This is a genomic window from Pseudomonas sp. F2 (genome assembly GCF_057174385.1).
Map to the genome: position 1 here is coordinate 1,692,327 of NZ_CM169904.1, position 15,656 is coordinate 1,707,982.

6 protein-coding genes are annotated in these 15,656 nt (G+C 53.6%); 5 read left to right on the plus strand and 1 reads right to left on the minus strand.

All coding sequences use genetic code 11. The features are described 5' to 3' along the window. Positions 1-312: 312 nt before the first annotated feature. The gene (locus tag AC193Q_RS07470; RefSeq protein WP_483879377.1) at positions 313-4,638 is read right to left on the minus strand and encodes an NACHT domain-containing protein; all 4,326 of its coding nucleotides are present in this window, start codon (positions 4,636-4,638) and stop codon (positions 313-315) included. A 380-nt stretch (positions 4,639-5,018) separates the two neighbouring features. Here AC193Q_RS07470 and AC193Q_RS07475 point away from each other — a divergent pair, with 380 nt between their 5' ends. From AC193Q_RS07475 to AC193Q_RS07495, 5 genes are all read left to right on the plus strand, one after another. Then, positions 5,019-6,449 carry an ApeA N-terminal domain 1-containing protein gene (locus AC193Q_RS07475; RefSeq protein WP_483879378.1) on the plus strand — a complete coding sequence of 477 codons (1,431 nt, stop codon included), beginning with the start codon at positions 5,019-5,021 and terminating at the stop codon, positions 6,447-6,449. 556 nt (positions 6,450-7,005) lie between these two features. Beyond that, positions 7,006-7,521 carry an Hcp family type VI secretion system effector gene (locus AC193Q_RS07480; RefSeq protein ID WP_003226246.1) on the plus strand — a complete coding sequence of 172 codons (516 nt, stop codon included), beginning with the start codon at positions 7,006-7,008 and terminating at the stop codon, positions 7,519-7,521. Between the two features lie 131 nt (positions 7,522-7,652). Then, complete coding sequence (locus tag AC193Q_RS07485; RefSeq protein WP_098964554.1) at positions 7,653-9,695, plus strand: type VI secretion system Vgr family protein; 2,043 nt, start codon at positions 7,653-7,655, stop codon at positions 9,693-9,695. Continuing rightward, the gene (locus AC193Q_RS07490) at positions 9,685-10,422 is read left to right on the plus strand and encodes a DUF4123 domain-containing protein (RefSeq protein WP_483879379.1); all 738 of its coding nucleotides are present in this window, start codon (positions 9,685-9,687) and stop codon (positions 10,420-10,422) included. The genes AC193Q_RS07485 and AC193Q_RS07490 overlap by 11 nt, the downstream gene beginning before the upstream one ends. Further along, positions 10,422-15,296 carry an RHS repeat-associated core domain-containing protein gene (locus AC193Q_RS07495; RefSeq protein WP_483879380.1) on the plus strand — a complete coding sequence of 1,625 codons (4,875 nt, stop codon included), beginning with the start codon at positions 10,422-10,424 and terminating at the stop codon, positions 15,294-15,296. Before AC193Q_RS07490 ends, AC193Q_RS07495 begins: the two co-directional genes overlap by 1 nt. The last annotated feature ends 360 nt before the right edge of the window (positions 15,297-15,656 follow it).

Consider the following 15,656-nt stretch of genomic DNA (forward strand, 5'->3'; position numbering starts at 1 on the left):
GGCTGATTGAAGCGATGAGGACATGAGTCCAAGCGTTTTTTCGTCCGTATATTGCTTTCTGGGCCGCGGGTGTTGCCCGACTGGGGTAGATATCCACTCACCCCTGCGAATTTAAAAGCTGCCCCAGCTTCTTTCGCTACTCGACGTACTTAGTTGCGTTTTCACACAGTCTGGACCGAAAGCGGACGATCATGAGCGGCTGCTCTCGGCCAAAAGCAGTCGGTCAAAAGGAGGGATTAAGGCCTAATACTAGCATTCAGTACTAATATGTTTACTCCAGACAGAGGTATGCATACCTGCTCTAGCGTTCTCTTAAATTGGCTTAGCCTGATTATTTTTTATCGTCTTGACTGCAGCCATACCGCCTCGCGTGGTCAAGTCGATTCCAATGACCTCAACGTCCTCTATATTGGGAAAATTAGGGGATAATAAAATCCACTGTTGCCGCAGCTCATCGATAAGTTCCTTAAAGGCAACCTTCTTTTTCCCAGGAAGGCTCCAACTTTTTTTACCTCCTCGGTTGACAAGTAAAAAAATCCCGCAGCTCGAACGGACGTCACGTAGGTAATCTCGTCCAAGTTGATTTTCTAGCCGCTCAATCAATTCGGCTCCAGTCCATTTATCTGCAAGCTTGAGCTCCACAGGCACTGGGGCATCAAAACTGACGCCATGGACTCTAAAATCTGGGCGTTTATCGTCCGCTAGCTGCTCTTCTTGTGGGATGGCGTAGCGCGCAGCCGCACGATCTCTCAACCAATTTCCGATGAATTTTCGGATGGTGTTCTCTTGTTCAGCTAGTAACAGAATTTCCGCGATGCTCGAATCGCCATCCTCGAGGTCGTGCTTCAAATCATTGAGGCGTTCTACCGCAAGATTCCAAAGTTGACGATGGGTGGAAGGAATCCTTTCCAAGTAGCAGTGGAAGTCTATGACCATCTCTGGCTGCCAAGGAGGTGTTCGAGAGTCGGCTGTAGCTTTCTGCTGAGCATAAAATGCACTCCAAGGGCGAAGCATCTCTGCTGGGTGGGCCTTGGCGATTTCCATCAGGGCAAGGAATGCTTGCTTGCCAGGAGTCTCCCTAATGAACGCTAGAAGCCCATCACGGGCATGCTGAGCATCATCCCGAAGTCCGGGCGAATAGACCCCTGTGTTTGCGCGGTCAATGTCATCTGCAATATGTACATATTTGTGGATCAGCAGGTACAACGTCTTAGCATGTTCAACATTTTTGTAGCTTTGGCGGCAGCGACTAGCTGTTCGGCTGCCTACGAGAGCTTTGAGAGTTAGCATGGCGAATTTCGCCTTTTCCTCATCAGATGACAGAGAGTCGATACGAGATGCCAATGCTGTTATAGCCGCAGAGGGTAGCGTTCCAACCCACACTGCATACCAAATAGGTGCTATATCAGGATTGTTCTCACCCAAGGCATGCCTGCAAGCTAGCGCGCCTAGCAAGTCATCATTGATCGACGAATCTTGAACGATGCTGAGCGCAAGCTGAAGAGACTCACTATGTTTGATAGGTTGTTCCAGCCGAGCCATGAGTGGAGCAGCTAGTTCCTCATACATCCAATCTCCACCCCAGCGCAATCTTTGCAGGATGCGATTTCCGCTACTGTCCAAATGCAAGCCATCTAGCTCATATTGGATTTCATGAGCCACAATTTCTTGCACTGGTCGCGGATGAAGTGCGAATAGCTTGGGAAGCCATTCCGGAAAGCCATTAAGTTCAAGTAATCCATAACGAGCTGCGTTCCGAGCGTCTTCTGCGGACATATGTGCAAACACAGAGGGTTCTTCTCTATACTCAATAGCGAGACCTGTGAGTCCTAGAATCACCTGATAGGGGGTCGAATTGGCAGCGGCCCCCTCTGAGGGCAACGTTGGGCAATAGCCTCGCCAGAAGCCAACAGCGCAGTTTCGAAACGCTTGAGCAACCGGTAAGCCGAACTCGGCAATGAGCGAGGGCCAATCACCGCTGCTCCATGTATTCGAGGATGATGAGCTCTCACGCATGCGATCTAGCAGGTAAGCTTGGTTTTTAGTCATCACACCCCGCTCAGGGCTATTAATCAGATCTACGTTAGTAGCGAGACCTACTTGCCAAGAACGACGCTGTTCTGCCTCTTCGGCATGTCGTCGAGCAGCTTTTTCTTTCCACTCAGCAGATTTTAATTCCCACTCCTCAATCCCTTGCTTCGGTGGATTCAAGAGATTTTCGAGGCGCGCGCGAAGATCGGCGTGGCACTCGGTAGCTTGCCTGAGCTGAGTTATCCAAGAAGAAGGTTTCGCGTGCTCGGTGTAGATATTAAAAGCCATGCTAAGCGCCATAAGGCGGTCTTGCATATCCGTGAGACTCACGATTTGGTCGCAGACAAGGCTGAAGTTTTCTTTGTTCAACGACCAGAATGGCTGGAACCCAAGCAACTGACTGACGTGTGTAACGGGTTCGCGATGCACCCGACCTTTACGAGCTACGTTGACGTCATACCAGAACAGTTTGTAATCGAGTTCTGGCCACGTAGGCACGATCTCTTGCAGCTTCTCTCTAAGCCCTTGGATATCTCGTTCATCATAAACATGTGCCTGAGCCAACTTGCTTAGAATCGCGAGCACCGATTCGTTGAGTGCAAATAGGTCGCGCGCTTTCAATAAACGAAGTACCGATATGCCAGCGACCTGTGCAAGCCAACCAAATCCCTTCGAGATAGCATTGAAACCATGCTCTTCAAGTGGAGGCTTCTCCAATAGCAAGCCAAGGCCGTGAATAAATGCTGGAAGGTGTTCCAGAGGACAATCAGATGCTAAAGACGACAGCTTCATCGTTAGATTATCGCTACCGATCAAGTGTTCCTTTTCGATTGTTCTCTCAATCGCTTTTAGAAGCCAAGGTAGCCAGTCGCTGTTGAGCGAAAGTCCCTCAATCATCTCAGCCAACCATTCCCGATTGACGTTGGAGGGTCCTTCCAAAAGCGCCAGACGCACATCCGCGACATCCTGGGATGTTCCCAGGTCGATGACTGCACGTATAGCAGCCAAACGAGTGTATTTTTGCGTAGCGCTGAGCGCGAATTGTTTTACTTCTTCAATCGAATCTATTACTTCGCCGTGCCAAACCATTCGCAACAGAAACCAGACGATGTCATCGTTGGTACGATAAAGCCTCAATAGCTCGTTGATGTCCTCTGCAAGATCGTGATGCGCAAATCGCTGGACTGCCGAATAGTCGGTAATCGTCCAACTGTGAGCTGGCTGAGCTAACTGCTCGCACGCTTTGCGAAGAATATTCTGGCGGGTACTCAGCGGGAGCTGTCCAGGATCGCCTCCTTCAAAAAAGACTTCTGGAGCTAGGTCCTCTAGCCGCGTACGGATTCGCTCGTCCAAAAGTGCTAGCCACGGCAACACATGACGCATTGAAGGATTGATCACCTGCAGTCCGTACTGAGTAAGAAAGAACAAGTTCTCAATTTTTACTCTCGAGGCGGCGCCGCGGATAAGGTCATTGAGCCATTCTGCCGTTAGGTATTCCCGGACGGTACGATGGTGAAATCGAACAGTTCCATAAATGCCAGGTTCGAAAATAGGTCGACTCAGCAAGGCTCCGGCATCCGCGTCATTCCAACCCTTCAGTATTGAACGAACGGAAATTCCTGTTTTATTAGCCTCACCGTCAGGGACACATATTGTCGAAATCTGTCCCAAAGTTGTCGCAGCAGCGAGGAGGCGTGCTCCCTCACGCAGTTTTTCTGGAGCAATTGGCTTAAACTCGGCGCGATTCTGATCGCGCTCCTCAAGTCGACGGTTGATGCTGCTCTTCATCAACTCCAACCTTGTCCCTATTCGCTCGTGTTCATGCCAGAAATCGACAAGCTCCAAGAAATCCAATGGGCGGGTAGTTAGCGATTCCGCTTCTTTACGCTCTACAGCGGTGCGGAATGCCTTTACATCTTGGACGCCAGTCGCCTCTAAGAAGCGATCAATCTGCTCACCATGAATATCGTCCAACGTCACCACGAGAAACGATGCCCCAAGCTCTGCTTCACTTGCTGTCGCTTGTACAACACCATCAAGATCATTTGCTGTTGCTGGAATTGCGTGACGAACCCGGGCCTCAAACTCAAAAGCCTTCTCGCAAATCGCTAAATCCGTGCTTGCGCGCCAGGCCGTGCTACGCCCTGTGATAAGAATATGCGCCTTGGCTCCAATGCTCTTAATCAACCGCCCAAGCTTACGGATTGCCCGCTCAAATTCTCTTGGATCACCCAACCGGGCCTCGTCAACTGAGTCCAGGAGCAGCCATCCTTCGGTGTCTGAAGTAAGCCAGCTTTCGAATTCATCGAATGTCCCTTCCTCGAAGGCATCCTCAAATTCGGACATGATGTTTTCGATCCGTAGAAAGAAAGCGCTTTTATCTTCCCTTCGAAGTTGACGGGTAACATTTCGAATTTCAGCCGTCTTGCCTGAGCCGGCCTCGGACAGCAGTATTACTCGGTGGTAGCTGAGCAAATCTGGCCAGTGGAGCTCTCCGCTTGTTCGGGTCCTAACGCTCAGGTCCGCATCGTCAGAAACATCGCCATCCATGAGAATTTTGGAAAAAGTTCGATCAAGATCAATGAAGGCTTCCGAATGCCTAGTCATAGCGGGTCTCAAAACGGGTCAGGTGCAGTCCCGGCGCGGGCCGCAGCAGCTTTGCCATCCTACCTGATTTCCCACGCCAATCGATTAGAAGTAAGTACCTCCTAGGTGCTACGTTGGATCGCACTATGGATCAAAATGGTTGTTTGCGAACGGCCGCTTTTGGCCTGCTCGTCTCTGGTTCGTCAGATAGCGAACTCTGCCACTAGTCTAGGCATGCAGCGTATGAAGGAGATCGAAACGACCTTTCTCATTCCTTGCATTAGTCACGTTGGAGAAATCAGTAGGGCAGTCGACGTGAGCCTCTTTACTGGCTACCTTGATATCTCGCTAAGTAGCCTGCCAAGCCTACAAGCACCCAAACATGAAAAATAGGGTTCGTTATGGAAAGCAAGACGATTAAGGAAAGCGGCTATTTTTGGTGGCGAAATGAGCCGATTCCTGAGGACGACATTGTCCCGGAGTCAGCAGTAGCAGGTGATTTGATAATTACTGATGAAGGACGAATAAGCATTGAGCTGCATGGGTATTTAGCTTCAGCGGATCACCCGATGTCCAGAATTTTTGTGGGGTCGGGAAATTCATGCCCTGATATTGAAGGCCGGCTCAAAAACTCAAGCGAGCATGTGCTGTTGACGGACGTCTATACCCAAGGAGGCAAAGCATCCTTCGGTGGTATTTCTTATGAAAACTATGGAGCAACAAATTGTTTAATTGGTTCTAAACCGCTCCCCGAATCGAAAGGGGAGATAATGTTTGATGGTCTTTCAATTCCGCTTGATGGATTTGAGGACTGGCTAGGATTGGGCTCCATTGAAACGAGTAGAACAAAAAGAAAGCTAGTAGCAACCCACAAGACACAGAAAAATATTAAGTACAAACTAGAAGATAGCAGTACTGTATCAGTAGAGTTTGACTTGCTTGCTCCAATGTTTGGCAATCAAAAAAATCACTCAATAAACATCACTGAGAAAATCAGCTTCAAGTATCTATCCAGACTTAAAAAAACATCTTCGGAGCTTAAAAAGTACTTTTCCTCTATCACTGATTTTTTCCTAATTTTAACTGGTTCAGACTATAGCATGGAGTGGCCATCTCTAACGATAGGCCGCACTGCAAGCAACACCAAATCATATAGATTTTATTTTTTAAGATCTAGAAACTCAGCCGCTCCACCCACACGCCATAATTGCCTTTTAACATTTTCAACTATTCGAGAAGAATTCGGTCATCTTTTTCAACAGTGGCAAATTAAAAGGGAGGAGTTAGGGCCCGGAATGAGCTTGTATTTAGGAACGCGCCGTGGTGTCGAGCTATACGTAGAGCATCGATTTGTTAATTTAATATGGGGGCTCGAATCCTTGCATCGCACATTGAATAAAGACGCGCCTCCTTCTAAGCTAGAGCTGAAAGCTCAACGTATCATTGGGCAAATAACATTGGCTAAGGATCGAAAATGGTTGGAAACTAAACTTGAGCATTCTGCTGAGCCCTCTCTCGCTGAACGCTTGGTTGAATGTATAAAACTTTTGCCATTAAATTTTCCAGCTGAATCACTTCGGAATTTTTGTAACGAGTGTGCTGGCAAACGTAATGACATTTCTCATTTTGGAGGACAACGAGAGCCCGGAGGTTATGGAGATTTTCTAGGGAAAATCTACTCGCTAAACAATGCCCTTAGTAACATCTATCCCGCTATTATTCTGAAGCTGTGCGGAGTAAATGACTTGCTTTTACTCAACATGCTCAGCACTGGCCGCGCGTCCAGTAGAATCAAGTACACCCTCAACGAGGTCGGTCTCCATATCAAGTAGGACGGAATAAATTGACCCTTCACCACATTCTCAAAAGCAAGAGAAGCCAGGCAGATACCGCATAACAATTGACTCCTGCTTTTGAAGTGCGGGCATCGTCATATGACAGTTACTGGTCTAGTTTCCGCTCGTTCCGAAGGGCAGCTATGGGGCGGAAGCAGTCGTTCCTGAATGTCCGCTTCTGGCCGAAAGCAGCCAGCCCCCATCGCATGATTCAGGAACGTAGAACGAAATACTCGCCAGGCATGGCCTAACGCCATACTGCGCAAGAAGTTGCGCACTTGTTTTGTAAAAATGCTCACCGACTCCGCTGGAGGCCATGTACTTCAAGGCCTCCAGCCAAGTGCGCAAGAAGTTGCGCAGTACTGCGCAACTTCTTGCGCACTTCGAGCTATTGGACAGTTCAAAAAACGCTCAAACCCGCATTCCAGAGCGGTGAAGTCCCCAGCTCCCGGACATGTGCCAAAAGCTGGCACGCTCCTTGATGACAGACAGGCACCCACCGGGCGATTCCGCCTCCCGGGCACCCTAAATTTATCCGCAAGGAGAGCACCCCATGGCAACACCAGCGTACATGTCGGTTACCGGCGAAAAACAAGGCCTGATCACTGCCGGCGCCTTCACCGCCGACTCCGTTGGCAACACCTACCAGGAAGGCCACGAAGACCAGGTTATGGTTCAGGCTTTCAGCCACGACGTGATCATCCCGCGTGACCCACAATCCGGTCAGCCAACCGGTCAGCGCGTTCACAAGCCAGTGATCATCACCAAGGTCTACGACAAGGCTTCGCCTCTGCTGCAAGCCGCTCTGACCTCCGGCGAGCGCATGAGCGAAATCGTTATCCAGTGGTACCGTACTTCTGCTCAAGGTACTCAAGAGCACTACTACACCACCAAACTGGAAGACGCGATCATCGTCGCCATCAACAACAAAATGCACAACTGCCAGGATCCAGGCAACTCGCACTTCACCCACCTGGAAGAAGTGCAGTTCACCTACCGCAAAATCACCTGGACCCACGAAGTATCCGGTACTTCGGGTTCCGATGACTGGCGTGCTCCAGTCGTTTAATTACGGCTGATCGTTACAAGCATCGACCAGCCCTGCTGGTCGATGTTGTTTACGCCCCTCCAGAATTTCGCGTGCGTTGATCCGCCTGGCGGTAGTCGACGAACGCCGCTGTACAGCACGAGGAACAAGGGATGTTCGCGCCGGCCAATGAGACCCACTTTGCCCTGACCATCGAAGGGCTCTCCGCCGATTTTCAGGTATTCACCCTGACCGGCCGGGAAGCCATCAGCCAGCCTTTTGTGTTTGAGGTGGAGCTGGTCAGTGAGCAGCCGTCGCTGGACCTCGAAACCCTGCTGCACAAACCGGCCTTCCTGCAGCTGTCGCCCGATGGCAGCGGCATCCACGGCCAGATCTACCGCGCCGCCCAGGGCGATTCCGGTAAGCGCCTGACACGCTATTCGGTGACCCTGCGCCCGCAACTGTCGTACCTGGCGCACCGCGTCAACCAACGCATCTTCCAGAACCTCACGGTGCCGAAAATCATCGGCATGGTTCTCGAAGAGCACGGCATCCAGAGCAACGCCTACGAATTCAAGACCGGTTCCATCTATCCCGAGCGCATCTACTGCGTGCAATACGATGAATCGGACCTGCATTTCATCCAGCGCCTGTGCGAGGAAGAAGGTATCCACTACCACTTCCAGCACAGCGCCACGGCGCACAAGCTGGTGTTCGGCGATGACCAGACGGTGTTCCCGAAACTCAAGCCTGTGGCCTACCAGCAAGACTCCGGCATGGTCGCCAGCAACCCGGTGATCAAGCGCTTCGACCTGCGCCTGGAAACCCGCACCAGCCGCACCACTCGCCGCGACTACGACTTCGAAAAACCACGCCTGACCCTGGAAAGCGAAAACCGTGGCGACGCCCTGCCCGACCTCGAAGACTACGACTACCCAGGCCGTTTCATCGATCGCGAGCGCGGCAAGCACCTGGCCAAACGCGCCCTCGAACGCCACCGCAGCGACTTCCAGCTCGCCGAAGGCAAGAGCGACCAGCCGCTGTTGGTCAGCGGCCATTTCCTCGCCCTGACCGAGCACCCGAAGGCCAAGTGGAACGACCTGTGGCTGCTGACCGAAGTCCTGCACGAAGGCAAACAGCCGCAAGTGCTGGAAGAATCGGTGACCAGCGACACCACCGCGCTGAAAGACGATTTCCATCAGGGCTACCGCAACCGCTTTCAGGCGACCCCGTGGGACGTGCCGAACCGTCCACCGCTGCGCCACCCGAAACCGCGCATCCTCGGCAGTCAGAGCGCCGTGGTGACCGGCCCCAAAGGTGAAGAGATCCACTGCGACCAGTACGGCCGGGTCAAAGTGCAATTCCACTGGGACCGCGAAGGCCAGGCCGACGACAAGACCAGTTGCTGGCTGCGCGTCTCCAGCGCCTGGGCCGGCGCCCAGTACGGCGGCATCGCCATCCCGCGCATCGGCATGGAAGTGCTGGTCACCTTCCTTGAAGGCGACCCCGATCAACCGCTGATCAGCGGCTGCCTGTACCACAAGGAAAACACCGTCCCCTACGCGCTGCCGGCGAACAAGACCCGCAGCACCTTCAAGACCCTGAGTTCGATGGGCGGTGGCGGCTACAACGAACTGCGCATTGAAGACAAAAAAGGTCAGGAGCAGATCTACCTGCACGCCCAGCGCGACTGGGACGAAAACATCGAGCACGACCAGAAAATCCGCGTCGGCAACGAACGCCACGACACCGTCGAGCAGAACAGCTACACCGAGTTCAAGGCCGAAGAACACCACACCGTCTACGCCGACCGCAAAGTCGAGGCCCGCGCCAACGACCACCTGACCGTGGGCGTGAACCAGCACATCAAGATCGGCACTGGGCAGTTCATTGACGCCGGCCAGGAAATCCACCTGAGCAGCGGCATGAAAGTCGTGCTCGAAGCCGGCGCCGAGTTGACCCTGATCGGCGGCGGCAGCTTCATCAAGATCGACGCCGGCGGCGTGACCATGAGCGGCCCGGTGATCAACATGAACTCCGGCGGCAGCCCCGGCAGCGGCACCGGCGCCGCCCCGCTGATGCCAGGCATCCTGAAACAGGCCGACGCCGACAAGGCCGGTCAGGTCCTGACCCCGGCCCAGATCAATACCCTCAAACGTAACGCGCCGTTCTGCGAAGAATGCGAAAAATGCAAGGCAGGTGCCTGTGCCATCTGATCGACTGACACCCAAGGACTGGCTGGCACAACAGCCGCTGCAAACTGGCGAGCGCCTGTACCTGATCGTCAGCGCAGCAAGCGATGCCGACGCGCTGAAAACCCTGTACCTGACCGAACCCACCGCCCAGCTCCTGCCGATCTGGGGCGGCACGCCCTACTCCACCTGGCAACCGGTGATGCCCTACGTCACCGAACTCAAACCGAACTCGGCATTCCTGCCGTGGATCGCCGAAACCGACGCCCTCGACTGGGGCTGGCTGGCCGTCTCACGCGCCGAACCGAACGACGTGTTCGAGCACCTGCGCAGCCTGACACAGGTGAAGATGCCTGACGGGACTGAGGTGTTTTTCCGGTTCTGGGATGGCAGGCATATCTACCCGATTCTGAAGGGGCTTGGGGAGAAGGCTGGGGAAGTGCTGCCGTTGTTTGAGCGGTATCTGATTAATGGGCAAACGCTGGAGGTTGGGACACGGGTTTTGCCGAAGGTGCGGGATTGGCCGTGGTGGGAGGTGCCGAAGCCGTTGCTGGACAGTTTGACCAAGGAAAACCCTTCGACACTGATTGGCAATCTCCTGCAGTGGCTCGAAGAAGAACGTCCGGACATTTACAACGCTTGGCCAGAGAACAACCTGAAGCTGAAAGTCAGCCGTTTCGTGCGCCGCCCGGATGCGCCGAAAAACCTTAAAGAAGCACTGTTAAACCACCTGATTCTGGAGCAAGGCTGATGGATCGCGTTGCCACTATCGAAACACAATTGGACTCCTTCAAAAACAGCCTGAAGCTGTACCGCGAGGAAACCAAGAGCTGGTACGCACAGCTTGCTGACAAAGCCAGCCAAACCGCAGACATGCCCTCCCTGCTTGGTATGGAGCGTGTGATAAAGGCCGGCGACTCCAGCAAGTCTGTCAGCATGACTGATGGTGATTTTTCATACGTCGCGAAGTGCCCGCTTGTAGGGCCGCTGCTGATTGAGAGCAAATTCGAATCGGTTTTCGACATCCCTATCGGCGATATCAAGGTCGACATCATAGCGGTGGATGGAGGCGCCAAGTCGACGATTACCCTGGATAAACAGGGTAAAGGCAGCTTTCAGGGGCAGCCTGGGAAATCCTACAAGATCCACGTCCACGATCAGGTGACGCCTGCGCAGATCGACACCCTGTTCAAATCCTATGACGGCTTAGCTGCCGATCTAGAAGGTTTCCTGCGCAAAGAATGGGCAGGCTTCAAACCGCAGTGGTCGAATCAGAGTGCGTCAGCCAAAGCGATGGCAATTGGGGTCGGCATTCTCGAGGGTGGATGGGAGGCCATCAAGGGAGTTTGGGATGGCATCTCGAAGGCCCTGGACATTCTTCAGAACCCTAAAGATTTCGCAGCAGATTTGGGTGCAGGAGCAGCGGAACTGGTAAAGCTTGCCGAAGACGCGCCGGACGTCATGAAGCAAGCCATGTTGCTGGCAAGTGACGAAGCTGCACTGTTTCTGATGGTTCACTGCGCGTCTATCTGGGTCGCGGGATTACCACCGACGCAGATGGCCGGCCAAACGGCGAAGATGACATCCGCTGCCGTTATCGGGATCCTCATCGACATTGTAATTTCAGTCGTGCTGACCGTTGCGGCCGAAGGTGCCGGGTTGTTTTACCTCGCCGCGCGCCTCGCTAAGTACAGCCAGATCATCATCAAGGCTGTTACTGGCTTCGTGAAGTCGTTGTTCACCATCATCAAAGGCTTCATGGGTTACGTCGGTAAATACGTCGCTGTCGCAGCTCGTGGAGTGGCGACTCGTGTAGAGAAAGGAGTCGCGCAGCTACGCTTTGATGGCAAACGTAACACGACCGTTGAACACGGCAAGCGCCCTGATGACGCCTCGAAACAATCGAAGAATCCTGACGACAAGAGTGCGGCGCCGGCGCAAGACACCTGCACCAATGGCTGCCCGGTCTCGATGGTCACGGGCGAAGAATTACTGACTCTCACCGATGGCCAACTCGATGGTCTGGTACCGTTTGAGTGGACGCGCCTTTATCGCACCAGTGCGGTCGAGATCGACAGCCGCCTTGGGTTTGGATGGAGCCACGCTCTTTCTCATCGACTGGATCTGGATGAAGAGGGCGTCCTGTGGACGGATAACGAAAACCGAACCACTCGTTTTCCGATGCCGACACAGCAACGCCCCGCCATCATCAACAGCCTGTCGAAAGCGGCCATCTACCTGGGATCGACACCAGGCGAACTCATCCTGACGCAGGCCGGGCAGAATCCGCGCTTTTATCATTTCCGTGCGGGTCGCTTGATCACCATCAGTGACGCGTACAACAACCAGTTACAGCTGAGTTACGACTTCGCTGACCGAATCCAACGCATCGACAACAACGCCGGACGCTCCCTGTTAGTCCGCCACGAAGACCGTCATATCGTTGCCGTGGATTATCAGCAGCGCCGTGCTGAGTACACGGATCAGGGTCAACGACAGGAGCCATGGATCACCGTTCAAACACTGGTGACCTATCGGTACAACGCGCAAGGCCAGCTCATCAGCGCCACCAATGCTGCCGGTGAAACTGAACACTACCGTTACAACGACCATCACGTCATTTTGGAACGACAACTGGCCGGTGGTGCAAGCTTTTTCTGGGAGTGGGAAAACGAAGGCAAATCGTCACGCAGCATCCGTCACTGGGCCAGCTTTTCGCAGATGGACTCGCAGTACGCATGGGACGATGCCGGCAAAGTTACCGTTACAAACGCGGATGGGAGCGAGCAGGTTTATGTGCATGACGAAAATGCTCGACTCATCAGCGAGATCGCTGCGGACGGCGCTGAGACTCAAAAGGCTTATGACGACAAAGGTCGGCTGATTGCAGAAAAGGATCCTCTCGGAGCAATTACCGAATACCGTTACAACGATGCCGGCCTGCTTGCCGTTGTTATTCCTCCTGAAGATGCGCCGACGTTCTACGAATATCGACATGGCTTTGTGAGTGAGATTCACCGAGGTAAAGCGAGCTGGAAATACCAGCGAAATAGCCAAGGCGATATCACCCGCCAGACAGATCCTGACGGCAACGAAACACACTACAGCTACGATGCCCAAGGTCGTGTGCTGGAGATCGTTCATCCAGACGGCGGACGGCATCAGCTCGCCTGGAATGGACTGGGTCAATTGCTCGAAGAAGCATTGCCCGATGGTGGTCGTCGTAAATACCGCTACGACGCACTGGGTCGTCAAATCACCCGCCAGGACGAACACGGCTCGATCACCCATTACCAATGGGATGCGGCTGGCCGCTTGACGCAGACCACACAGCCTGGCGGTGCGACCCGCACTTATACCTATAACGCCTACGGCAAGGTCACAGCCGAGCGCGATGAACTAGGCCGTATCACACGCTACGAATACGCCGACAATCTGCAACTTGTCAGCCGCCGCATCAACCCGGACGGCAGTGAGCTGCGCTATCGCTACGACAACTCACGCCTGCTGCTGACTGAGATCGAAAACGAGCGCGGCGAACATTATCAGCTCAACTATTACTCAAACGGGCTCATACAGCAGGAAACTGGATTTGATGGTCGCCGTACTGCCTACGAATATGACCTGAATGGCAACCTGCTGAAAAGAACTGAGTACGGCGACGACGGTAGCGAGCTGGTCACTGAATACCAACGTGACTCCGCTGGCCGCTTGCTTGTGAAGAAATTGGCCGATGGTGAGGAAGTTCACTACAGCTATGACGCACTCGGTCGCTTGGTCAATGTTGATGACGGTCATTGGCCACTGGCTTATGAATACGACTCCCAAGATCGGCTGATTACCGAGCACCAGGGTTGGGGCACCCTGCGCTACGAGTACGACAACGTAGGCCAATTAAAGCATTGCCGTCTACCGGACGGTAGCAAGCTCGACTATCGCCGGTTACCCGGCGGCAATCTCAGCAGCATTGACCTCAACGGTTCTCGCCTGACATCTCACCAGTTCAAAGCTGGTCGTGAACAGCAACGTCAGCAAGGCTTGCTGTTGAGTCAGTATCAATACGACGATCAGGGGCGCTTGCAGGCTCACAGCGTTAGCCAACGCGACAGCATCGTGCTGCAGCGACGATATAACTACGACGCGGCAGGTAACCTCGCAGGCATCAATGACAACCTAAAGGGTGTCCGTAACTTCCACTACGATCCGCTTGATCGCTTGATCAGTGTTCGGGGAGCAACACCGGAGAGCTTCGCGCACGACCCAGCTGGCAATCTGCTGGGCCAGAACAACGAAGGCACCGCCAACCTTGCCAACGTCAAAGGCAACCGCCTGCTGATGCAGGGTGACCGCCACTACGACTACGACGCCTACGGAAATCTGATTCGCGAGCGCCGCGGTACCGGGCAGAAGCTCGTCACTGAATACCGCTATGACTGCCAGCATCGCTTGATCGGCGTCAGCCTACCCGGCGGCAGTATCGCGACCTACAAGTACGACGCCTTCGGTCGACGTATCGAGAAAACAGTCGATGGCCACACCACCGAATTCCTCTGGCAAGGCGAACGGCTGATTGTAGAGAGCGGTGAAAGTCGGTATCGCACCTATGTCTATGAGCCAGACAGCTTCCGCCCCTTGGCGATGCTCGACGGTGAAGGCCCTCTGAAAGCCACGCCGTTCTATTATCAGCTCGATCACTTGGGCACGCCGCAGGAGCTCACCGATTACAGCGGCGCAATTATGTGGTCGGCCAAGTATCGAGCCTACGGCAACCTGGCTACGCTGGATGTCGCGGAGATCGACAACCCGCTACGGTTTCAAGGCCAGTATTTCGACGCAGAGAGCGGACTTCATTACAACCGCCATCGGTACTACAACCCGAGCACAGGACGGTTTCTAACCCCCGACCCGGTAAAGCTTGCAGGTGGCCTAAACAATTACCAGTACGCCCCCAACCCTACCGGCTGGGTAGACCCGCTCGGACTAATGTTCAGGGCGATTACTAAAGCGATTTCTGGTGTTGCGAAAAAAGCACCACTGAAGCCCGCTGCGAACTGCCCCAAGCCTGGAGGATCATCTTCTCCGAACACTACCCCTACTCTTGCAGACTCCAGCGTAAAGACTGGAGACGTCACTCCACCGGCGGTCGTCGAGTCGAAGCCAGATTTTTACGTTGGCCCATCCGGACCGGACTCGACATTACCTTCGACGGCATATCGATACATGGGCTACAAAAACGCTGACGGAACAGTAAACACTCACGCGCAGAACACGATCAACACCGGCGACGCACGACTATCCTATTTTGGGTTCGACAAATTTGAGACTGGAGACGCTGCTACAGAAGCATTGCAGATGCGAGCGCCAAAGCATGTCACTCCTGCTGATCCCGACCCTGCGTGGAGTGATGGTCGCCTGCGATTGAAGTTCGACACACTGCAACTCTATAAGGATGGCGAGCCAACCGTTACAGTGCCGTATGAGCTCGGTGGTAAAGGTCCGAATCTGGAACCGTTCACGAAAGCGTACCCTGACTACGGAACAGGCGGTGCTCGGCAACTCATACCCAAACCGGGTACCACCACCATCATCAAAGCTGATGAAGTCACGATTTTGCCGGAGAAGTAACAGTGCTAACTGATCTAGAGGCGCGCGTAGCGCTCAAAGAACTGATTGAAAAATACCTCAAGGGTAGAGATCCCGATTACGACCGTCTGATCGAAATCGTTCAGGACCCTTCGCGTCAAGTTCCGATCAGAGGTGTGCTTGAGGACATTAGACGGTACAACAAAGTCCAGTACACACAGCCGGAGCTAGAGCTGATCGACGACCTTTTATACATGTATGGGTAAAGCGCGCTCGGCGCTAAGAACTGCCGCGTATGGAGCGGAAGTAGCTATCAAGCAGTGGTGCAGCCTCCAGCAGCCATCCAATAACGGGAGCCTAGCGAGTGGTGGTAGCCCTGTCGTCGAGACCTGACCTGTAAAA